This window comes from Aeromonas sp. R1-2, from assembly GCF_040908505.1.
Classification (GTDB): domain Bacteria; phylum Pseudomonadota; class Gammaproteobacteria; order Enterobacterales; family Aeromonadaceae; genus Aeromonas; species Aeromonas veronii.
This window is the reverse complement of the sequence record NZ_JBFODU010000009.1, coordinates 79,347-101,590: the sequence shown is the minus strand read 5'-3', so window position 1 is coordinate 101,590 and position 22,244 is coordinate 79,347. Positions and strand designations below refer to the sequence as shown.

The 22,244-nt window shown below is 57.3% G+C and carries 19 protein-coding genes; 11 read left to right on the top strand and 8 right to left on the bottom strand.

Annotation, left to right across the window (positions count from 1 at the left end; genetic code table 11):
• Positions 1–93 precede the first annotated feature (93 nt).
• Positions 94–1,821 (top strand): bifunctional isocitrate dehydrogenase kinase/phosphatase, encoded by a 1,728-nt coding sequence (gene aceK / locus AB5Y76_RS02050; RefSeq protein WP_263718711.1) that lies wholly within the window; start codon positions 94–96, stop codon positions 1,819–1,821.
• Between the two features lie 77 nt (positions 1,822–1,898).
• On the opposite strand, the gene tesB is transcribed toward aceK, so the two are convergent.
• From tesB to AB5Y76_RS02020, 6 genes are all read right to left on the bottom strand, one after another.
• Positions 1,899–2,765, bottom strand: a complete 867-nt coding sequence (tesB, locus tag AB5Y76_RS02045; RefSeq protein WP_263718709.1) for an acyl-CoA thioesterase II — start codon at positions 2,763–2,765, stop codon at positions 1,899–1,901.
• Between the two features lie 225 nt (positions 2,766–2,990).
• On the bottom strand, positions 2,991–3,914 hold the full coding sequence (gene rluB / locus AB5Y76_RS02040; RefSeq protein ID WP_005347347.1) for a 23S rRNA pseudouridine(2605) synthase RluB: 924 nt from the start codon (positions 3,912–3,914) through the stop codon (positions 2,991–2,993).
• 134 nt (positions 3,915–4,048) lie between these two features.
• Positions 4,049–4,621, bottom strand: coding sequence for an SMC-Scp complex subunit ScpB (gene scpB / locus AB5Y76_RS02035; RefSeq protein ID WP_005350230.1), 573 nt, complete (start codon positions 4,619–4,621; stop codon positions 4,049–4,051).
• Positions 4,605–5,474, bottom strand: a complete 870-nt coding sequence (locus AB5Y76_RS02030) for a ScpA family protein (protein WP_368177663.1) — start codon at positions 5,472–5,474, stop codon at positions 4,605–4,607. Before AB5Y76_RS02030 ends, scpB begins: the two co-directional genes overlap by 17 nt.
• The gene (locus tag AB5Y76_RS02025; protein ID WP_005338129.1) at positions 5,467–6,087 is read right to left on the bottom strand and encodes an L-threonylcarbamoyladenylate synthase; all 621 of its coding nucleotides are present in this window, start codon (positions 6,085–6,087) and stop codon (positions 5,467–5,469) included. The genes AB5Y76_RS02030 and AB5Y76_RS02025 overlap by 8 nt, the downstream gene beginning before the upstream one ends.
• Positions 6,088–6,193: 106 nt before the next feature.
• Entirely contained in the window at positions 6,194–7,075 is an 882-nt protein-coding gene (locus AB5Y76_RS02020) for a PHP domain-containing protein (protein WP_368177662.1), read from the bottom strand.
• A gap of 436 nt (positions 7,076–7,511) precedes the next feature.
• Between AB5Y76_RS02020 and AB5Y76_RS02015 the strand changes: the two genes are divergently transcribed.
• From AB5Y76_RS02015 to AB5Y76_RS01980, 8 genes are all read left to right on the top strand, one after another.
• Positions 7,512–9,146, top strand: a complete 1,635-nt coding sequence (locus AB5Y76_RS02015; protein ID WP_368177661.1) for an anthranilate synthase component 1 — start codon at positions 7,512–7,514, stop codon at positions 9,144–9,146.
• Positions 9,139–9,738 (top strand): aminodeoxychorismate/anthranilate synthase component II, encoded by a 600-nt coding sequence (locus AB5Y76_RS02010; protein WP_016351382.1) that lies wholly within the window; start codon positions 9,139–9,141, stop codon positions 9,736–9,738. The genes AB5Y76_RS02015 and AB5Y76_RS02010 overlap by 8 nt, the downstream gene beginning before the upstream one ends.
• A gap of 15 nt (positions 9,739–9,753) precedes the next feature.
• The gene (trpD, locus tag AB5Y76_RS02005; protein ID WP_335866213.1) at positions 9,754–10,782 is read left to right on the top strand and encodes an anthranilate phosphoribosyltransferase; all 1,029 of its coding nucleotides are present in this window, start codon (positions 9,754–9,756) and stop codon (positions 10,780–10,782) included.
• Positions 10,782–12,278 (top strand): bifunctional indole-3-glycerol-phosphate synthase TrpC/phosphoribosylanthranilate isomerase TrpF, encoded by a 1,497-nt coding sequence (gene trpCF, locus AB5Y76_RS02000; protein ID WP_368177667.1) that lies wholly within the window; start codon positions 10,782–10,784, stop codon positions 12,276–12,278. Before trpD ends, trpCF begins: the two co-directional genes overlap by 1 nt.
• 47 nt (positions 12,279–12,325) lie before the next feature.
• Positions 12,326–13,519, top strand: coding sequence for a tryptophan synthase subunit beta (gene trpB / locus AB5Y76_RS01995; RefSeq protein ID WP_106552996.1), 1,194 nt, complete (start codon positions 12,326–12,328; stop codon positions 13,517–13,519).
• Positions 13,516–14,322, top strand: coding sequence for a tryptophan synthase subunit alpha (trpA, locus tag AB5Y76_RS01990; protein ID WP_368177660.1), 807 nt, complete (start codon positions 13,516–13,518; stop codon positions 14,320–14,322). The genes trpB and trpA overlap by 4 nt, the downstream gene beginning before the upstream one ends.
• Positions 14,323–14,996: 674 nt before the next feature.
• Positions 14,997–17,012 (top strand): ATP-binding protein, encoded by a 2,016-nt coding sequence (locus tag AB5Y76_RS01985; RefSeq protein WP_368177659.1) that lies wholly within the window; start codon positions 14,997–14,999, stop codon positions 17,010–17,012.
• Positions 17,013–17,141: 129 nt separating this feature from the next.
• Positions 17,142–17,630: a hypothetical protein gene (locus tag AB5Y76_RS01980; protein WP_368177658.1), complete on the top strand. Its 489-nt coding sequence runs from the start codon at positions 17,142–17,144 to the stop codon at positions 17,628–17,630.
• A 208-nt stretch (positions 17,631–17,838) separates the two neighbouring features.
• Here the strand turns inward: AB5Y76_RS01980 and AB5Y76_RS01975 are convergent, their stop codons facing one another.
• Positions 17,839–18,348 carry a metal-dependent hydrolase gene (locus AB5Y76_RS01975; RefSeq protein WP_368177657.1) on the bottom strand — a complete coding sequence of 170 codons (510 nt, stop codon included), beginning with the start codon at positions 18,346–18,348 and terminating at the stop codon, positions 17,839–17,841.
• Between the two features lie 216 nt (positions 18,349–18,564).
• Here AB5Y76_RS01975 and AB5Y76_RS01970 point away from each other — a divergent pair, with 216 nt between their 5' ends.
• On the top strand, positions 18,565–19,341 hold the full coding sequence (locus AB5Y76_RS01970; RefSeq protein WP_368177656.1) for a BPL-N domain-containing protein: 777 nt from the start codon (positions 18,565–18,567) through the stop codon (positions 19,339–19,341).
• Positions 19,342–19,523: 182 nt separating this feature from the next.
• On the opposite strand, the gene AB5Y76_RS01965 is transcribed toward AB5Y76_RS01970, so the two are convergent.
• Positions 19,524–19,673 (bottom strand): hypothetical protein, encoded by a 150-nt coding sequence (locus tag AB5Y76_RS01965; RefSeq protein WP_005338159.1) that lies wholly within the window; start codon positions 19,671–19,673, stop codon positions 19,524–19,526.
• A 443-nt stretch (positions 19,674–20,116) separates the two neighbouring features.
• Between AB5Y76_RS01965 and AB5Y76_RS01960 the strand changes: the two genes are divergently transcribed.
• On the top strand, positions 20,117–22,216 hold the full coding sequence (locus tag AB5Y76_RS01960; RefSeq protein ID WP_368177655.1) for a hypothetical protein: 2,100 nt from the start codon (positions 20,117–20,119) through the stop codon (positions 22,214–22,216).
• The last annotated feature ends 28 nt before the right edge of the window (positions 22,217–22,244 follow it).

The window sequence follows — 22,244 nt, the reverse complement described above, 5'->3', positions numbered from 1 at the left end:
GACGTTTGAATGTTGCGATAGTGGCCTGACGTGTGAACAAATTACACCCAATCCTTCGCGCTATCGGCCCGACAGATCACAAGGAAGAGAGAGATGCAGCAGCCATTGGAACAGGCCGTCGCCGAGACTATCTTGCAACGCTTCGAGTCGTTTTACAGCCGGTTTCTCGAGATAACCCAGGGCAGCAAGAGCCGCTTCGAGAACAGTGACTGGCTGGGGGTGCAGCTCGCCGGACGGGAGCGTATTCGCCTCTATGACCACCATGTGGGGGCCACCGCCAGCTCCATCCGCCAGATGATGGGGGAGCACCACGCCACTCAGGAGCTACTCAAGCGGGTCAAGAGCGCCTTCAGCGACCTGCTACCCCGTTGTGACAACTTCGAGGTGGCGGAGTCCTTCTTCAACTCCGTCTATCGCCGGATCTTTCGCCATCGCAATATCCGCGACGAAAACCTCTATATCCACCCCTTTGTCAGCCGTGGCGAAAAACCGGACCTGAGCGCCCTGCTGCGGATCTATCGCACCGATCTGGCCCACTTGCCGCAGACTCTGAGCCAGCTACTCGGCGATTACAGCTTCACCCTCCCCTACGAGGACAAGCAGCGGGATATTGTCGACATCCACCGCCATCTTGCGGAGAACGGCCCGCAAATCATACATGACGAGCCCTTTGCCATCGAGCTGCTCAAAGAGGTGTTCTACCGCAACAAGGGGGCCTATCTGGTGGGGCTGATCCGGGCCCGGGATCAGGTCTTCCCCTTTATTCTGCCCCTGCTCAGCACAGGCCACAGCATCTATGTGGATACGGTGATCTTCGAGCCGGATCTCGCCTCCATCGTGTTTGGCTTCGCCCGCGCCTATTTCATGGTTTATGCCCGCGAACCGGCACTGTTTGTCGTCTTCCTGCGCCAGATCATGCCCCACAAGCCCGATTACGAGATCTACAACGCCATCGGCTGCCAGAAGCATGGCAAGACCGAGCTCTATCGCCACTACCGTCACCATCTGGCCCAGAGCCGGGATCAGTTCATCATCGCTCCCGGCATCAAGGGGATGGTGATGAGCGTGTTCACCCTCCCCTCCTACGATGTGGTGTTCAAGGTGATAAAAGACGAGTTCACTCCCCCCAAGGATGTGAGCCACGAGCAGGTGAAGGCAAAATACCGGCTGGTTAAACAGCACGACCGGGTTGGCCGGATGGCCGATACCCAGGAGTTCACCAACTTCGAGTTTCCGCTGGATCGCATCTCGCCCGAGCTCCTTGCCGAGCTCAAGACGGTGGCACCCTCGGCCCTCACCATCAGCGACGATAAGCTGGTGATCAAGCACCTCTATACCGAGCGCAAGATGATCCCCCTCAACCTCTATCTGGACAAGGCGGACGAGCAGCAGACTCGGCTCGCGCTGGAGGAGTACGGCAACGCCATCAAGCAGCTGGCGGCGGCCAACATCTTCCCGGGGGACATGCTATTCAAGAACTTTGGCGTAACCCGCCACGGCCGGGTGGTCTTCTACGACTACGACGAGATCTGCTACATGACGGAGTGTAACTTCCGCCAGATCCCGCCGCCCCGCTACCCCGAGGATGAGTGGAGCGCCGAGCCCTGGTATTCGGTAGCCCCCAACGACATCTTCCCCGAGGAGTTCGCCACCTTCCTGCTGCAAAAGCCACAGGTGCGCGAGATCATGTTGCAGTTGCACAAGGAGATGTTCGACGCCAACTACTGGAAGATGCTGCAGAGCAACATCAAGGTGGGGGTGTTCGAGGATGTTTATCCCTACCGGCGCAAGAAGCGCTTCAAGTACCAGCGCGGCGGCTGATCCCGCTGGCCCGCGCACATCGCTGCAACGAAAACGGGGTGGCCCAAGCCGCCCCGTTTTACTATCCGCTTTGCGCCCTAACTGCCGCGACGGCGGATCACCCCCTCCTGCATGGTGCTCGCCACCAGCATGCCGTCACGGGTAAAGAACTGACCACGCACCAGACCGCGACCGCTGCTGGCGCTCGGGCTGTCTACCACATAAAGCAGCCAGTCGTCGAAGCGGAAATCCCGGTGGAACCACATGGAGTGATCGATGGTGGCCACCTGCATATCCGGCTCCCAGTAGGACACCCCGTGGGGCTGCAGCGAGGTGAGCAGGAAGTTGAAGTCGGAGGCGTAGGCCAGCAGGTATTTGTGCACCCGCAGATCGTCCGGCATCTGACCGTTGGCCTTGAACCAGACGTGACGCACCGGATCCTGCACCGTCGGGCGAATAGGGTCGACCAGGGTCACCGGACGCATCTCGATGGGCTGCTCGCAGAGGATCTTGTCGCGCAGGGAGACCGGGATCAGGTTCTCGTAGGGGCGCACCAGCTCCAGCTCGCTCTTGAGCTCCTCCGGCGGGGTGATGCCGGTGGGCATCTGCGCCTGATGCTCGAAGCCGTCGGCCGGCACCTGAAACGAGGCGTTGAGATAGAAGATGGGCTTGCCGCCCTGAATCGCCTTGACCCGGCGGGTGGAGACGGTCTGGCCGTCACGGATATTCTCCACGTCATAGACGATGGGACGGGTCACATCCCCCGGACGCAGGAAGTAGGAGTGAAAACTGTGAACCTGACGGCCGGTCTCGACCGTCTGCTTGGCAGCTGACAAGGCCTGCCCCATTACCTGTCCGCCAAACACGGCCCGCAGACCGAGATCCTGGCTCTGGCCCCGAAACAGGCCCTCCTCGATTTTTTCCAGCGCCAGCAACGCCAGCAGCTCATCAAGTACCTTGCTCATCGTTCACTCCTCTATCAGAGCCGCACAGGCTAACAAGCTCACCGGAGCAGAGCAACCGCAGCGGCGAGTCTACGGGCAAGCAGACGACAGAAATGCCCCCTCAATTTCTCACCAGCCACCCTTTTACCAGCCAAGGGGCGCTGATACAAAAAAGCCCGCACCAGTTGGTGCGGGCTTTTTGGCAAGTTTGCACGTCTATCAGTGTGCGTCACTGGCAAACGGCGCTTATTTGCTGCCGGTACCGGAGTTGCGGGTAGAGGCTTGCGGCTTGCGACGGGCGGTGGTGGCGCGAGCGCGGGGCTCTTTGCCCTGCATCTCTTTGTGACGCTGTACGGCGCGACGGATCTGGGCGGCCTGCTTGTGACGGCTGGTTTTGCCATCCTGCTGCAGGTCGACCTTGGATTCGGTCTCCGGCGGCAGGTTGACCAGACCGCGCAGGTAGTTCACTTCCGGCAGTTTCAGCTCTTGCCAGCCGCCGCGCGGGATGCCGCGGTCCAGCTTGACGTCGCCGTAGCGGATCCGCATCAGGCGGCTCACCTGCACTTCCTGGGATTCCCACAGGCGGCGCACTTCACGGTTGCGTCCTTCGGTCAGGGTGACGTTGAACCACTGGTTCAGACCCTCACCGCCAGCCGGTTTGATCTTGTTGAACTTGGCGGTGCCATCTTCCAGCTGCACGCCCTTGCGCAGACGCTGCAGCATGGCTTCGGTGATCTCGCCAAAGACACGCACCGCGTATTCCCGCTCCACTTCGTGGCTCGGGTGCATCAGGCGGTTGGCCAGCTCACCGTCGGTGGTGAACAGCAACAGACCGGAGGTGTTGACGTCGAGGCGGCCGACCGCAATCCAGCGGGCACCTTCCATCTTGGGCAGACGATCAAACACGGTGGGACGACCTTCCGGATCGTGACGGGTACACATCTCCCCTTCCGGCTTGTGGTAAGCCAGTACGCGGCAGATCACTTCCTCTGCGGCACGGGTCTTGACCTGGTGACCATCCACCCGGATCACGGCGTTCACTTCGACGCGATCCCCCAGTGTGGCGACCTTGCCATCCACACTGACCCGACCTGCGGTGATCAGGGCCTCCATCTCACGACGGGAGCCGTGACCCGCGCGGGCCAACACTTTTTGCAGTTTTTCACTCATCGGGGTTACCTGATTGTTGATCGCTGCCCACTGGTAAAAGGGGCAACGGGGTTAACTGTAACAAACGCCGGTTGGAGCGCTCACCACAGTTGAAAAATGTATATCTCGGTGAAATAGGCACGCTTGGGCGCCATTCACCGGGCATCGCTCTCCCCGTCCACCGCAGAGGGCAACAGGGGTTGCAGCTCCGGATCCAGCTCGGGGAGCTGCTCCAGACTCTGCAGATTAAAGTAATCCAGAAACTCTCTGGTGGTGGCGAGCAGCTCGGGGCGACCTGCCACCTCTTTGTGGCCGATGCTGCGCACCCAGCCACGCTCTTTCAGGGTATTCACTATCTGGCTCGACACCGCCACCCCGCGGATCGCTTCGATCTCGGCCCGAGTGATGGGTTGGCGATAGGCGATCAGGGTCAGCGTCTCCATCACGGCGCGGGAATAGCGCGGAGCACGCTCGCTCCAGAGCCGCGAGAGCTCCTCGGCATACTCCTGACGCGCCTGAAAGCGCCAGCCGGAGGCGACCTCTTTGAGCTCGACGCCTCGCGAGCTGTAATCTTGCCTGATCTCGGCCAACAGTAGCTGAACATAGCGACTGGTCACCGGATAATCGGCCAGCACGCTGCTTTTCAGTTCGCTGACATTGAGCGGACGACCGGCCACAAACAGCGCCGCTTCGATCAAGGTCTTGAGTCGTTCAGTGGGCAGCGCCACGGTTGCCCTCCTCGCTCTGCTCGGCCAATGCGAAATGGATTGGGCCGAGTGGTTCTGCCTGCAGGATCCAGATCAGTTGCTCCTTGCACAGCTCCAGCAGGGCCAAAAACGTCACCAGAACCCCCATGCGCCCCTCTTCGGCGCGCAGCACCTGTTCAAGGCGCAGGGTCTGCCCCAGCGTGAGCATGGCAAGGATCTCCGCCATGCGCACCCGGGTCGGGATCTGTTCGCGGCGGATTTGGTGATGTTCGAAATGAGTCGCGCGTTTTACCACACTTTGCATGTAAAGGGCGAGCTCAACCAGCGAAACATCGGGCGCCAGTGGCTTGAGGGCGCCAAAATCGGGGGGCAAGGCGGCTGCTATATAAATCTCCCGCTCCACCCGTGGCAGCTCATTGACCCGCTCCGCCCCTACCTTGTAGCGCTCGTACTCCTGCAGGCGGCGGATCAGGGTCACCCGCGGGTCTTCTCCCTCATCTTCATCCTCCAGCTCCGGCGCCTTGGGCAACAGCAGGCGGGATTTTATCTCCGCGAGCCAGGCTGCCATCAGCAGGTATTCGGCCGCCAGCTCAAGGTTGAGCCCCTGCATCAGCTCCACGTACTCCATGTACTGGGCGGTGATCTGCAGGATTGGCAGGTTGAGGATATCGAGCTGCTGACGCCTTATGAGATAGAGCAGCAGATCCAGCGGCCCCTCGAAGGTATCGAGGAACACCTCCAGCGCATCGGGCGGGATGAACAGATCCTGGGGCAGCTCGTGATAGGGCTGCCCCAGGACTTTCGCGATGGGTAGCGCGGAGCCAGTCCCCGTCTCGGCGGAAGAGACTGTCACCGGTTCAGCGACATCACTCAAACGGGGTCGGGTCTCCGGCGCCGCGACGACGCAATACCGGCTCGTCGTCAGAGAAATCGACCACTGTGGTGGGCTGCTCGCCCAGATAGCCGCCGTTGACCACCAAATCGATCTGCTTGCCCAGCTTGTCGAAGATCTCTTCCGGGTCGAACTCGGCCATCTCGGAGTCCGGCAGGATCAATGTGGTGGAGAGCAGCGGCTCGCCGAGTGCTTCCAAGAGCGCCTGAGCAATCTTGTTGTCCGGCACCCGGATGCCAATGCTCTTCTTCTTCTCGTTCATCAGGCGGCGCGGCACCTCTTTGGTCGCCTTGAAGATGAAGGTGTAGGCGCCCGGGGTGTTGTTCTTGATCAGGCGAAACGCGCTGTTGTCGACCTTGGCGTAGGTGGAGATCTCGGAGAGATCGCGACACACCAGAGTGAAGTCGTGGTTGGCGTCGAGGCGACGGATGCGGCAGATACGCTCCAGCGCGCCCTTGTCACCCATCTGGCAACCCAGCGCATAACCGGAGTCTGTCGGATAGACGATGACGCCGCCGTTCTGGATGATCTGTACCGCCTGACCGATCAGACGGGCCTGGGGGTTTTCCGGATGTACGTAAAAATGCTGACTCATAGCTTGTTCTCGCAATGGGGGCAGCAATACCTGCCCGCTCGTATGGTCACGGGTCAAAGACCCATGACACTACCTTAACCTGTTTGTGGCCGCTTCGCTGGCGCCGTTACCGGCTTGCCAGCAGCTCGGCATGTTGCTCGGTGGTGAGCCCAAAGTGACCGGGATAGGCCAACCAGACGGGCATCCCCTCTTTGGGCAGCCAGAGGTGGCGGCCCAGCTCGGTCCAGTTGGAGGGAAAGTGAAAATCCGATCCCACCGAGATATAGAGGTCGTGATCCTTGGCCCACTGGCCCAGATTGGCCCGCTCCTGCGGGCTCTGCTGGGGCAATGAGACCTCCATGGCATCGCCACCGGCCGCCTTGAAAGCCACCAGCAGCCGCTTGATCCACTTGGCGGTGAGATCGTAACGGCTGGGGTGGGCCAGCACCGCCAGCCCGCCAGCGGCGTGAATGGCAGCGATGGCTTCGCTCATCTCGGGCCACTCGGCCGGGGCATACCCTTTATTGCCACGGCTCAGGTACTTTTTGAATACCTTCTGCATATTGTCGGCCACCCCGCGTGCCACCAGCACTCGGGCAAAGTGGGCGCGGGTCACGGCGGCATCACCGGCGAGCTGTTTGGCCTCTTCATAAGTGCCGGGGATGAGGCACTTCTCCAGACGGCGCCCGATCTCCTGCGCGCGCTCTTCACGGCGAGCCTGCTGGCCAGTTAGAAAGTCGGTCAGCTGCGGATTTTTTTCATCCACCCCCAGCGCCACGATATGGATCTCGTGATGCTCCCAGCCGGTGGAGATCTCGACCCCGCTCACCAGTCGCAGCGGCAGTCGCTCGGCGTCAATGGTGCGGCGCACCTCATCAAGCCCTGCAAGGGTATCGTGGTCAGTAACTGCTAACACCTCGACCTGTTTTTCGGCAGCGCGGCGCACCAGTTCGGCTGGGCTCAGCACTCCGTCGGAGGCAGTGGTATGGCAGTGAAGATCGAATCTCATCAGGTTGTTCCGCTCTCGTGGTCAGGTCACCATTCATGGCAAATCGGTGAAAGAAGGCTAAAAAGCGACTTGACTTGGCCGCGGCTTTATCGTTTTCTGTAGGCACTTCATTGCAAACATCTTTTTACAGGACTTTATCATGCAAACGACTTCCATCCTGACCATCTGGTGGTGGCACACTCCCTGACATGCGGGCGTGTGGTCGTTGCTGTACCTGTAATCTGACAGCAAATTAAGAACCCAAAGAAAAAGCCCGCTGACCCCAGCGGGCTTTTTTATTATCCGGCAAATGGACCTGTGATGAAACCGAGAATTCAGACAAGCAAGCTGACCTGGCGATGGCGCCCCTGAACCAGCCACCCCGGACCAATTAAATTTTCAAGGAATTCAACGTCATGAACATCGGTAACACGCATCACACGCAAGGGAACGCACTATGACAGCCACACATCGCCTTCCTCTGGGTGAATTCGATACCCTCAAGCTCAACGCCCCCTATGTGGCCGATCCGCTGGCGCTCTATACCCGCCTCTGTCAGGGTCGCCCCAACAACCTGCTGCTGGAATCGGTGGAGATCGACTCCAAGGCGGGCAAACAGAGCCTGCTGCTGGTGGATGCCTGCCTGCGCATCGAGTGCCGTGGCCGCACCGTGCGGGTTCGCAGCCTGAACGACAACGGCGCCCAGTTGCAGAGCCTGCTGGCCGAGCGGCTGCCCGTGGTGGTGGCCCGCTCGCTGGTAGATGGCGAATTGCAACTCGACTTCCTGGCCTCCGATCGGGAGCTGGACGAAGATTCCCGCCTCAAGGGAAGCAGCGTGCTGGACGTGCTGCGCACCCTGCAGCAGGAGCTCGATTGCCAGTTGGGTAAAGAAGCCCTCTTTATGGCGGGCAGCTTCGCCTACGACCTCATCGCCTCTTTTGAAGATCTGCCCGACGTGCCGGAGGGGAGCAACAGCTGCCCCGACTACTGCTTCTATGTGGCCGAAACCCTCATCACCATCGATCATATCGAGCGCACCACTCAACTGCTGGCCTGCATCTTCGGCGGCGACAGCGACGAAAGCCAGGTGGAAGACAGATACACCCGCCTGACCGAACGGCTCACCGACTTCAAACAGATTTGCCAGCAACCTCTAAGCGCCGAGCTGACCACCCAGCCCCTGAGCGGCGGCATGAGCGTGGACAAGAGCGACAAGCAGTTCTGCGCCGAGGTGGAGAAGCTCAAGGGCTTTATCCGCCGTGGCGACATCTTCCAGGTGGTGCCGTCCCGCTGCTTCTCCCTGCCCTGCCCGAGCCCCCTTGCCGCCTATCGCCGCCTCAAACAGACCAACCCCAGCCCCTACATGTTCTACGTGCAGGATGAGGGCTTCACCCTGTTTGGCGCCTCGCCGGAGAGCGCGGTGAAATTCTGCGCCGCCAGCCGCGACGTGGAGATGTACCCCATCGCCGGTACCCGCCGCCGCGGCTTCAACCCGGATGGCAGCATCAACCGGGATCTCGATGGCCGCATCGAGCTGGAACTACGTCAGGACGAGAAAGAGGTGGCCGAGCACCTGATGCTGGTGGATCTGGGCCGCAACGACATCGCCCGCATCTCGGAACCCGGTACCCGTTACGTCAAGGAGCTGCTGAAAGTGGATCGCTACAGCCACGTGATGCATCTGGTCTCCAAGGTGGTCGGCACCCTGCGCGCCGACCTTGACGCCCTGCACGCCTATCAGGCCTGCATGAACATGGGCACCCTCACCGGCGCCCCCAAGATCCGCGCCAGCGAGCTTATTCGCATGGTAGAAGGCAAGCGCCGCGGAAGCTACGGCGGCGCGGTCGGCTACATCAACGGCGCCGGCGAGATGGATACCTGCATCGTCATCCGCTCGGCGTTTGTCAAAGAGGGCGTGGCCCACGTACAGGCCGGTGCAGGGGTGGTCTATGACTCCAAGCCCCAGGCCGAAGCGGACGAAACCCGCGCCAAGGCGGCCGCCGTACTGGCCGCCATCGCAGCCAGCCATGGCACCTCCCTGCAAGCCCTGAGCGCCCAGCAGGAGCAACATAAGGACGTGAGCCATGACTAATATCTTCCTGCTCGACAACTTCGACTCATTTACCTACAACCTCGTCGATCAGTTCCGCTCCCTCGGCTATCCGGTGCGGATCTACCGCAACAGCCTGCCGGCCAGCCGCATCATGAGCGAGATCGCCGCCTGTGAAGGGGACGCCGTGCTGGTGCTCTCCCCGGGCCCGGGTGCCCCCCACGAAGCGGGTTGCCTGATTGATCTGATCAAACTGGCCCGTGGTCAGGTGCCCATCCTCGGTATCTGCCTCGGCCATCAGGCCCTGTGCGAAGCCTACGGCGGCACCGTCGGCGCGGCGGGCGAAATTGTCCACGGCAAGCGTTCGCTGATTGAGCACAACGGCCACGGCGCCTTCGCGGGGCTGCAAAGCCCGCTGCCGGTAGCCCGTTACCACTCGCTGGTCGCTACCTATGTACCGGAAGAGCTGACGGTGATTGCCCACTATCAGGGCATGCCCATGGCCATCGAGCAGCAGGATGAGCGGGTACTGGGCTTCCAGTTCCACCCGGAATCCATCATGACCTCGGAAGGGGCCCGTCTGCTGACTCAGGCGCTCGCCCATATCACTCGTCCAGAAAGCAGCGTGCGTTAAGGTAAGGAGACCAACATGCATCAACATCTCAACACCCTCTATCAGGGTCAGTCTCTGAGCCGTGAAAGTACCCGCGACGCCTTCGGTCAGGTGGTACGTGGCGAAGTGGATCCCATCGTGCTCGCCAGTCTCCTGACCGCCCTCAAGATCAAGGGGGAGACCCCGGAGGAGATCGCCGGCGCCGCCGAAGCGTTGCTGGCAGAAGCACGCGACTTCCCGCGTCCGGACTATGAATTTTGCGACATCGTCGGCACCGGTGGCGATGGTCTCAACACGATCAACGTCTCCACCACCTCGGCGCTGGTCGCCGCCGCCTGCGGCCTGAAAGTGGCCAAGCACGGCAACCGCTCGGTCTCGAGCAAGTCGGGTTCGAGCGATCTGCTCGACAAGATGGGCATCAAGCTCGACATGAGCCCGGCGCAGGCGCGCCGCTGTCTGGACGAGCTTGGCATCTGCTTCCTGTTCGCCCCCCAGTACCACGCCGGGGTGCGCCACGCCATGCCGGTACGTCAGGCCCTCAAAACCCGCACCCTGTTCAATGTGCTGGGGCCGCTTATCAACCCCGCTCGCCCCACCTATCAGCTGATGGGGGTCTATGCCCCCGAGCTGGTGCGTCCCATCGCAGAAACCCTGCTGGCACTGGGGCTGAAAACCGGTATGGTGGTGCACGGCGCCGGGCTGGATGAGATTGCCATCCACGGCCCGACCCAGGTGGCCCAGATCCGTGACGGCGAGATCCGCGAATTTATGATCACCCCGGCTGACTTTGGCCTCGAGACCTATCCGGTCAGCGCCATTCAGGGCGGGGAACCGGAAGAGAACCGCGCCATCACTGCCGCCATTCTGGAAGGGCGTGGCACCCCGGCCCACAACGCCGCCATCGCCGCCAATGTGGCACCGCTGCTGCTGATGGCGGGCAAGGCGAAGGATCTCAAGAGCGCGGCAGCCGAGGTGCTGGCGGTGCTGGCGAGTGGCAAGGCTGCGGAGCTCGCCGCCCGGCTGGCTATTTTGAGCCATCAGGAAGCGGGCCATCAGGAGGCATGATGTCAGCCACCACATTGCACAACAGTCATTCAGAACGCCCAACCGGCAATAACCAGCTTCGCAAGGATAACGAGATGTCAGACCTTATTGCCCCCCATGCTTTTCTGAACATGGCCTCTATCAGCCAGACCATTCTCGGCAAAATCGTGGCGGCCAAGCAGGAGTGGGTCGCCGCCCGCAAGCTGACCCAGCCGCTGGAGAGCTTCCAGAGCGCGCTGACCCCGAGCGATCGGGATTTCGTCGGGGCGCTCAAGGCGGGCTCCACCCGCTTTATTCTGGAGTGCAAGAAGGCCTCTCCCTCCAAGGGCTTGATCCGCGACGATTTCAGCCCGGAGGCCATCGCCGACATCTATGGCAAATACGCCACCGCCATCTCGGTGCTGACCGACGAGAAGTTCTTTCAGGGGGATTTCGCCTTTTTGCCGCGGGTGCGAGGTCGCGTATCGCAGCCGGTGCTCTGCAAGGATTTCATGATTGACCCCTATCAGGTCTATCTGGCTCGCCACTATCAGGCGGACGCCATCCTCTTGATGCTCTCGGTGCTCACCGACGAGGGCTATCGCGCCCTGTTCGCGGTGGCCAAGGAGCTGGGTCTGGGCGTGCTCACCGAAGTGAGCAACGAGGAGGAGCTGACCCGCGCCATCGCGCTGGGGGCGCCGGTGATTGGCATCAACAACCGGGATCTGCGCGACTTGAGCGTCGATCTCAACCGCACCAAACAGCTGGCCAAAGATATTCCGAGCGATCGGGTGGTGATCAGCGAGTCCGGCATCAACCATCGCGCCCAGGTGGCGGATCTGCGCCACTACGCCAAGGGCTTTCTGGTGGGCTCGTCATTGATGGCCGAGCCGGATCTGGAGGTGGCTGTGCGCAAGCTGGTGCTGGGTCAGAACAAGGTGTGCGGCCTGACCCGCGCCGAGGATGCCGCCGCTGCCCATCAGGCGGGTGCGGTATTCGGGGGTCTTATCTTTGTTTCCAAAAGCCCGCGCTATGTGGACATCCCCGCCGCCCGCGCCGTGATGGCGGGTGCGCCGCTCTCTTACGTTGGGGTATTTCGCAACGCCCAGCCCGCCACCATTGCCAAGACGGTAGATGCGCTGGGGCTCGCCGCGGTACAGCTGCACGGGGATGAGGATGCTGCCTATATCGAGGAACTGCGGCCGCTGCTGCCCGCTGGCTGCCAGATCTGGAAAGCAATTGGCATCACAAGCGGCGAGCCGCTGCCCGACCTCGACTACCCGGCGGATCGCCTGCTGCTGGATACGAAAGTCGGCAGCCAGAGCGGCGGCACCGGTCAGGCATTCGACTGGGCCCTGCTGGCCCATCTCGATAAAGCCAAGCTGATGCTGGCGGGCGGCCTTAATCCCGACAACGCCCTGCAGGCGGCGCAAGTGGGCTGCCTCGGCCTTGATTTCAACTCCGGGGTAGAGAGTGCCCCGGGCCAGAAGGATGCGCACAAGATTGCAGCCGCCTTCGGCGCACTGCGCAACCTGTAACGCAACCCTTTTTGATGTTTCGATTTAGCTAATACAAGGAAGAAGCCATGACCCTGCTCAACCCGTTTTTCGGCGAATTTGGCGGCATGTATGTGCCCCAGATCCTTATCCCGGCCCTGCTCCAGCTGGAGAAAGCCTTTGTCGATGCCAAGGATGATCCGGCCTTTATCGCCGAATTTCAGTCCCTGCTGACCGAGTATGCCGGTCGCCCGACTCCGCTCACCCTGACCCGCAATCTGACCAAGGGCACCAAGACCCGCCTCTATCTCAAGCGTGAAGACCTGCTGCACGGCGGCGCCCACAAGACCAACCAGGTGCTGGGTCAGGCACTGCTGGCCAAGCGGATGGGCAAGAGCGAGATCATCGCCGAGACCGGTGCCGGTCAGCATGGCGTTGCGACTGCGCTGGCCTGTGCCCTGCTCGGCCTCAAGTGCCGGGTTTATATGGGTGCCAAGGATTGCGAGCGCCAGAAGCCCAACGTCTTTCGTATGAAGCTGATGGGCGCCACCGTTATCCCAGTGCACTCCGGCTCCAGCACCCTGAAAGATGCCTGCAACGAGGCGCTGCGCGACTGGGCTGCCAACTACGAGTCGGCCCACTACCTGCTCGGCACCGCCGCTGGCCCGCACCCCTTCCCCACTATCGTGCGGGAGTTCCAGAAGATGATCGGCGAAGAGGCCAAGGCCCAGTGCTTCGAGAAGGAGGAGCGGCTGCCTGATGCAGTGATCGCCTGCGTCGGCGGCGGCTCTAATGCCATCGGCATGTTTGCCGACTTTATCGATGAGCCTTCAGTGCGCCTTATCGGCGTCGAGCCGGGTGGTCACGGCATCGAGAGTGGCGAGCACGGTGCGCCGCTGGGTCACGGCAGCAAGGGGGTCTTCTTTGGCATGCACTCCTACCTGATGCAGGACACTCAGGGTCAGATCCAGGAGTCCTACTCCGTCTCGGCGGGGCTCGATTTCCCCTCCGTCGGCCCGCAGCACGCCCATCTGGCCGCCATCGGCCGCGCCGAGTACCCCTCGGTGACCGACAAGGAGGCGCTGGACGCCTTCCAGGAGCTGGCCAAATCCGAAGGCATCATACCAGCGCTGGAGTCCTCCCACGCACTGGCCCACGCCCTCAAGATGGCCCGCAGTGAACCGGAAAAAGAGCAGGTGCTCATCGTCAACCTATCCGGCCGTGGCGACAAAGATATCTTCACCGTCGCTGACATTTTCGAGAAAGAAGGAACCTTGTCATGAACCGTTACGCACAACTCTTCTCCCGTCTGGACGCGGCCAATCAGGGCGCCTTTGTGCCGTTTGTGATGCTGGGTGACCCCACCCCCGAATTGTCACTGGCCATCGTCGATGCGCTGGTCGCAGGGGGCGCCGATGCCCTCGAACTCGGCATTCCCTTCTCCGATCCGGTGGCGGATGGCCCCACCATTCAGGGCGCCGCCCTGCGCGCCTTTGCCAGCCACACCACCCCGGACGACTGCTTCGAGCTGCTTGGCCGCATCCGCGCCAAGTACCCGCAGCTGCCCATTGGCCTCTTGGTCTACGCCAACCTGGTCTATGTGCGCAAAATCGATGGCTTCTACGAGAAGTGCCAGCAGGCGGGCGTGGATTCGGTGCTGGTGGCCGACGTGCCGGTGCAGATGTGCGCCCCCTACAAGGCGGCCGCCGACAAGTTCGGCATCGACAGCATCTTTATCGCCCCGCCCAATGGCGATGCCGAGACCCTGAAACAGGTGGCGGAGCTCGGCAATGGTTACACCTATCTGGTGAGCCGCGCCGGCGTCACCGGTGCCGAGACCAAGGCTGGCATGCCGGTGGAGGGGCTGATCAATACCCTGCGCGAGTTCAATGCCCCCCCCGCCCTGCTCGGCTTTGGCATCAGCGAACCGGCTCAGGTGCGTGAAGCGATTGCAGCTGGCGCCGCCGGTGCCATCTCCGGCTCCGCCGTGGTAAAGATCATCGAGACCCACCACCAGAACCCGAAACATATGCTCACTCGTCTGAAAGAGTTTGTGGAAGGGATGAAGGCCGCGACCAATCGATAAGGGGCGGCATGGGTCAAATGCCATTGGCCGTAGTGATCCGGCTGCATATCCACATTACGCATAGCAGCCATCGTTGCATCACCGCATCAAAGGGAGCCTGACCGGCTCCCTTTCTTTTTATCTCGCTCTCACCCGCTTGCAGCTCTCGGCGTCTTGCCCCCTCTCCCTACGGGAGAGGGCTGGGGTGAGGGGATGGTGCATTCCCAGCCAAATGAGTTGCTCACATAGCGCACGCCTTAATGACTAATTTATTGATCCAACACAGATTCCCGCCAGAACCCTCTTCTCAACACTCAGCCTTCACCCTTAAGATAGCCAAACGACAATCCCTCTCTCGGGAGCATACCATGGCTGCGATTGTTGCTTTCTCACAGGTTAAAAGCAGCGGTCTGGGGGCTGAAACTCAGGGGCGGTAGCGTGGTTTTTGCAGGTTGGCACCTAGCGTAGCGAAGCCCAACAGACGAGCCTTATTGCCACCATCAGAGCGGGATAAACAAGAATGTGGCTGAACCGTAAAACAGATTTACAGATATATTTCGCGGTAAACGTTGGGCTTCACTTCGTGAAGCACCAACCTACAATTTTTAGTCCAAAACACAAGATATTCGAAACAGCTATTTATAAGCCGAGCTTTAATATTTTAAACCAATCATACAAATAATATGGATTTTTAAATGGGCAACATGGCAATAAGTGGTACAGCAGATATCACTCATGAGGGAATTAAAAAACATTTCACGAAATGGAAGAGATACCCATTCCAATCAGTTATTGAACTAATTGCTAACGGATTTGATTCTGGTGCAACATCTGTTGATGTCACAATTGAGCACAATGAGATGCATGGCCTAGCTGCTATAACTATATTGGACAACGGCTCAGGTATTAATATAAAAGAATGCGATCAGCATTTTTCTAGATTTAATGAATCTTCAAAGCAAGGTGATGATGACCTCCAAGGTGCTCACGGAAAGGGTAGGCTTGCTTTTCATTTACTCTGCTCAAATGCTACGTGGTACACCAAATGCCATGATACTGAGTCTAAGATAATAATAGACAGTCATACACTACGTAACTTTTCAGCACAAGAGATTTCATCTGAAGAACAGCATATATCATTAAGCTCATATAAATCAGGCACATGTGTAGTTCTTACAAATTTTCATACTAACCTGCCAGAACTGGATGTAATTAGAAAAAGCCTTGAGAATTATTTTGGTTGGAGACTAATTCTAAATCCTGAGCGAAAGTTAACTGTTAATGGACTGGATGTTGACATCCCTGAGAGTGTTCTTATTGATAAAAAAATCCTCATCAACAATATAGAGTTTAGAATTGATTTTATTCGATGGTTCAACAAACCAGGAGATGAAAAGTCATACAACTATATTGTTAACCATGATGGGCGGGTATTACATCGCGACTTAAGCAGTTTTAATAAAAAGCCAAACTTCCATCTTAGCTCTTATTCTAGATCGGATTGGTTCGATAACTTCAATAAAAATGGTTCACCTCTGAATTTCACAGATACTCCACAGGTTAGCCCAGACTCCGCTGAATTTAAGAAACTAAAAAAGGCAATACATAAGTTCAGTAACGATATATACGAAGAATTTCTCCGGGAATTTGTTGAAGAGAAAATAAATGAATATGAGGCTCGCGGATATTTCCCAGAGTACAAAAACCTAAAGTCGGAAGAAGCGACGTGGAGAAGAGAAAACACCAAATCTTTTGTCAAGTCACTTTATTATGCTGATCCCGCCATTTTTAATAACATCAAGGAAAAGCCTGTAAGGATATTATTGGCATTAATTGATAAGATTCTTGTTTCAAATGAGAATGACACGATTTTTGATATTGTTGGCGACATTCTTAATCTAGATGAAAATCAACTAAACATATTCTCAAAGCAGGTAAAGAGTTCATCACTAAAAAATATTGTTAGCACTATTGAAGTCCTCCAAAAGAGAGAACTTGCAGTTCATAAACTTCGAGAAATAATGGTTAAGCACTACAAAGAAGTCCTTGAAACACCTGATTTACAAGGTATTATTGAAAGCAACACTTGGCTTTTCGGTAACAAATACACGGTGCTCGGTGCTGAAGAGGATGATTTCCAAAATATATCTCTTAATCTTAGGGAACATATTAAAGGAATAGATTCAATTGATGAGTGTGACATAGAACCATCTGATTTAGAAGATGGGATAAATATTGATGGTGTAAGACGACAGGTAGACTTATTTTTGGCTAGGAAAAATATTGCTTTCAATTCCATCGGTGAGCCTTATTACCAGTGTACGATCATTGAAATAAAGAGACCAGCTATCGCTCTCAACGAGAAACACCTTAAACAAATTAGAGATTATGCTCGAATAATATCTGAGCACTCAGGCTTCTCTATGGAAAAAATGAAGTTTGAAATAATACTGGTTGGTAGGAAAGTCTCTGATAAAGATTTCGACATCCATTCGGCTTTAGAGACGGCAGATGCTAAGAATGAACCTGGGCTAGTGTTTAGTTTCAAAAACAACCGAATAAAAGGGTATGTAAAAACTTGGGGAACCATATTTGCCGAGTTTGATTTGGCAAACCACTACTTACTTGACAAACTTAAAATGAAAAGAGACTCTCTAGAGAATAAATCATCAAAGCAACTGGTAGATGAACTTCAGGAAACATCGGAGTAAAGCGAATGTTGTCATGATTGGTTCTCCACCGCGCTCCAAATAAACCACAAATGCGAGGTGTAACCACTTGAAGTATTGATAGCTCATATAAATTTAGTGCCTATTTTCTAGTTAACTTGAGTTTAATTCATGAGTAAAAAACAATCAGTTGTTGAAGCGAGCAAGCCAGCTAAAGGATGCGCTCAAAAATTATATAGCGCAGCAAAACCAATAGCAGAGTTTGTTCGGGTAGTCTTACAGTTCGGTGTTGGCGCATTTATCTTCTATACCGTACTTTTAAAAGTTCTTGAATTTGCTGACTACAAATTTGAATCTTTATTTTTAGCTTCTAAGCTCTACGCAAGAGATTTTTTACTAATAATAGGTGGTTCTCTCTTGGTATCATCAGCTATTGAATTAGGTTATATGCTTTTTACTCCTGGGCCGGATGAGGCTATCGACCCGCTAATATTATCAATTACGGCATCTGCATTGATAACGTTATCCGAAGTTGAAGCGAAACTGCTTGGCAGCCAGTATCTAATGGATGCAGTTATCATTTTATTATTTTCCATTAGCTTAACTCTCTTATTTTATCTCCGCTGGAAGTGTAGCCAATGGTTTAATGATATGGGATAACGTAATTGCCACCAAAAATTTAAAATTGATTCGCAACGCGTGATATCTTTATCATGCGTTGTGTTTTTTAAGGTGTTGGCGGTAAAAAAATCAGTCCCCCAACCTTCCCGAACAAGACGTTGGATCGCCAGAACACAAAAGATGGGGGGCCAGTTTTTAATTTTTTACTCAGCCACAATTTATCCAATAACCATTTCCACCTCCACCACTACTTCTCCTTTCTCGACACCCGCCATCCCATCAATACCAGCATCAATACAACCCCCGGCAGCCAGACCCAGTAGAGCTCGGAGAGGATCACGGCCTCACCCCGGGCGGTGAGGTAGGCCTCCAGCTTGAAGGGGGCAACCCGGATCACCTGCCAGGGGGCGAAGAAACGCTCGTCACGCCACGGCCAGAGCCAACCAACCCCCTTGCCGCCGGTGGTGAGGGAATCGAGCAGGCTGTGGGAGAGCAGAGAGACAAGCAGAAACGACCAGACGGTGGCGGCGCTCGCCCGAAATTGGCGGTGAAACAGTGTGGCCAGAGCGGGCAGGGCAAAGGCAAACAGCAGTGAGTGGGTAAAGCCGCGGTGGCCAAAGACATGGCCGTAGGCGACCCCCAGTTTAAAGGCGAGCACATCGGCATCGGGCAGCAGCAGGCGTGGCGGGATAATCCGGCTGCCAAGCCCCAGTCCAAGACAGAGAGGGACGGCGGCGTGAGTGACTATGGTGGGCATAGAATAAAGCTCCAACTGAAAACGTGTGACTACCTTATCCCCGCTCGGTGAAGTGAAGGTGAAGTGCGCCCACTGTATTGGTTCGTTGTGTGTCGAACGCAGGCCCAATCAGCGTTGGCGCGTTAACTTGAAATGTTCATTTCACAGCGGCTGACATGCAGAACGGGATCGTGATAAGTAGTCTCTTCGATTCACATCACAGGGATAGTGGCAGCGATGAATGTACCAAAAAGCGTCGTGCGGATTGCGAGCGTTATCAGCCTTTGGTTAATGACAGGATGCATGGCAGAGGCAGCCTCTGCGCAGCCGCAGCAAGAGCCGTACGCGCTGATCTATAACGGGCCGGTTTCTGATGGGGATAGCACCAAGGCGATTGCGGATGTGGTCAAGCAGGTGGGGTTGCCGGTCAGGTATCTCTCCAATATCGAGGCGCTGCCTGCAGAGCTCGATAATGCCAGGGTGTTTATCGTTGGCGGCACTGAGGACGATGCTGAGCCGCTCCTCAACGCCTTCACCGCGGACGCTCGCTCGGCATTAAAAACCTATTTGCAGAATGGTGGCCGCTACCTCGGGATCTGTGGGGGTGCCTTTGTGGCATCCGCCGGCTGGTCTGAGGAGGAGGGCTTTGTGCCGGCGCTGGGTCTTGTTCCTGCGACATCCGATGATTATGACGGCGACTTTAGCGCCAGGATCTTCCCGATCACCTGGCTTGGCGAAGAGCGCCAGATGTATTACCAGGCCGGCCCGCAATTTACGCCAGTGCCAAGCCCCGAGCAGGTCAAGGTCATCGCCCACTTTCAAAACCATCAGATTGCCGCGCTGATCAGCTCATACGGCAAAGGCAAGGTGGCGGTTTCCGGGCCACACCCCGAAGCCCCCGAATCGTGGAAAGCGAATGCGGTGGACGGCGACAAGATGGAGTCGAATATTCATCTGGCTGCAGGACTCGTTAACGAGTTGCTCTCCGAAGAGCCCGTCACCGATTCGAAGTAGTCGCGTCCCTACGCCCCCGGATGTGACCCCATTGCTCGGCCCGGAAGTCAGGCCATCCAATCGGCCGCAATCCATAAAAAAACCACCGACCTGCAAAAGGTCGGTGGTTTTTTTATCGGTGGTAGATAACGGGTAGCCGATACAAAGGGTTCGCTACCTCAACTTTCGCCCGGGAGCGAGCACTACTCTTCCTGCTCCTCCGGTTGTCTCTCCTCACCCCGTATCTGTAGCAGCTCTTCGACCCTGGCTTGCCACTTGTCGTGGGCCTGTTTGCGCTCCTGCTGCATAAATGCTTCTCGCATGGTGTCGATTTTCTGGTCAAGTGTTTCCATCAGAGTGTCTCCTTGTGTGACCGCGTAAAGACTGGCTGACGGCGCGTTGGCCAACCTGCTCCCCTAATCTGACACCGCTAATGCCGTTACTGCCCAATCAAATAATCGATTGGAAGTACCAAAACCAATCTAAAAATTCTTTTTCGTGTTGATTCCGCCACGCCAGCGCAAGGGAAACAGGCCGCTCAGAGCGGGATGATCCGGCACGGGGTCAACACGTTGTTGAGTCTGGTCGTCCCCCTTTTCAGGGGAATGGGGCGCCGTTGCTCCATCCGTCCATTGAGGAGTCCCGGCAGATTTACGGTGCGCTGCTGTGCCCATGATCACACAGTCACAACTCTCGCCCTCCGCTCACCGCGCCCCCGCTTTTTATCATCTAGAGTTAGCGGGCAGTCCAAAGCTGCTGATTTATATACATTCGCCGCCAAGAGGGATCTTTTTTCATGACCGAGCATATCGATCTGCTACCTATCAGCACGGATGATGAGCAGGACGTAGGCAACCGTTACCTCTACTACACCGAAGGGGATCTGGCCCGCATTCTTGCCAATCTGGAACAGCTGCGCCACGCGGTGTTTCCGGCCGCCATCGGAGAGAGCGAAACGGGCGCCGCCGTGCCCCACAACTTTCCGTCCGTCTGTCTGGTGGGGCTGGGACGCTGCGGCTCCAACATCGCGCAGGATGTCGCCTCGCTGGTCTACAACGCCCGCAGCTTTTATCTCAATGAGTTCAACAGTGAAGAGCAACGCAAGCGGGAGAAGGAGTTTGGTCCGGTTAGCTGGATCCGGCGCAACCTGCGACTGCCAAACAACGGGGCCCGGCCGGTCTTTCTGATCGAGCCCATGGTGATGTTGGGGGATCTGGACAAGGACATCGATGGCCGCATCCGCCACTCCAATCGCAGCGGCGAAGGTGGCTCATTGCGTGATTACGCCAAGATGCGGGTGATGGACTTGTCGGAGATCCATGCGGGAGGCGCGGGTAACGCCCCCATCCTTGGCCAGTATCTGGCCAAGATCATCCTCAACAAGAGCCCCCACTACTTCGCCAACTCCGAGTGGCAGGCCATTCATACCTATCTGGTGGACTCCTGCGGCATCAAGGCCAACCAGTCTCGCCTCTATTTCTACATCTTCAGTGCCGGGGGCGGCACCGGCTCCGGCATGGCCTCCGAGTTCGGGCTGGCCCAGCAGTACTCCTACATGAGCAAGACCTTTTCGCCCCCGTCAGAAGAGGAGGAGCACCTCTCCCTCGGGGAGCACTTCATGTTCGATCCCATCTTCACCAGCGGCATCTGCATCCTGCCCAATATCTGTGATCGGGGTATCGAGATCTCGGAAGCGCTGCACATCAACGCGGGGCGTTTGCTGTGCAAGTACCTGGCCGAGGAGTGGGACTTCTCCTATCACTTCGACAACGAGCAGGCGTGCGATGCCAGCATGCTCAAGCGGATCAGGCCCTGGAATGCCATGATGCTGATCTCCAACGACATCATGCGCTACGCCGAAGAGAGCGACGATGGCGAGATCCAGCATGTTGACGTCAACACCATGGAGAAGTACGCCAACCAGTACATCTCCCAGCAGATCTTCAACATTCTCACCGCCCAGGCCGTCACCACCGACTACGACGAGAACTACTTTCGCCGGGCGGGCATCGACATCAGCGAGACCATTCGGCTCGATGCCAACGACCTCTTTATGAGTCTGGCGGGGCCGGTGGCGGTGGCGTATGCCGAGTCCATCTCGCCCCCCGGCGGCCTGTTTGACAAGGAGGACGGGCTCAATGTGGACGATCTCTTCACCCGTTCCATCGAGCTGCCCCACTTCAACAAGATGACCCAGGCCATCGAGGGGATCAGTCTGCTGCCCATCGAGGCGGGCAACTATCGGGAGTATCTGGACGACTATGTGAAAAGTGGCCATGATCCGGCCCACCTCAACGAGCTGCACTTCTTCAAGAACTGCTCCTCCGTGGTGTCGATCATCTCCCTGCCCAAGGAGTACAAGCTCTCCTATATGGATCTCAACCGGCTCAAGTCTCACCTCAACGGGCTCTTCCCCAATACCACCCTCAAGCGCTATGCGCTGGTCATCGGGGCGTCGGCCAACATCTCCCTCACCACCCTGATCGTCAAGAGCCCCTGCCTGAGCGATGACTTCCTGACCCTGATCGTGGCCTTTATCAAGCGCTGCTTTGCCAAGGATCACTATCGCTTCGATGAGCATCTGGACAAGGCGGTGATCGAGATGATCAGCAATGAGGAGTGGAACGACACACTGCTCGACAGCATGCTCAACGAGTTCGAGAACCCGGCCAAGATCCTCGATACCAACTGGTACGCCATCAAGCCCATGTATGAGAAGAAATATCGGGAGCTTATCCGCGAGAAGGAGAAGTTCGTCTCCATCAACGATATTCGCCTCAGCCGTGAATCGGTGAAAAAGGCGCTGCTCTATCTGCGAGAGATCTATCGCCACCGGGTCAGCAAGACCCGGATCCTCTCCCTCAACCCAAGGCTGGGGGAAGCGAACACTCGCTAGCACCCTGCCCATAAAACAAAGCGCCCGC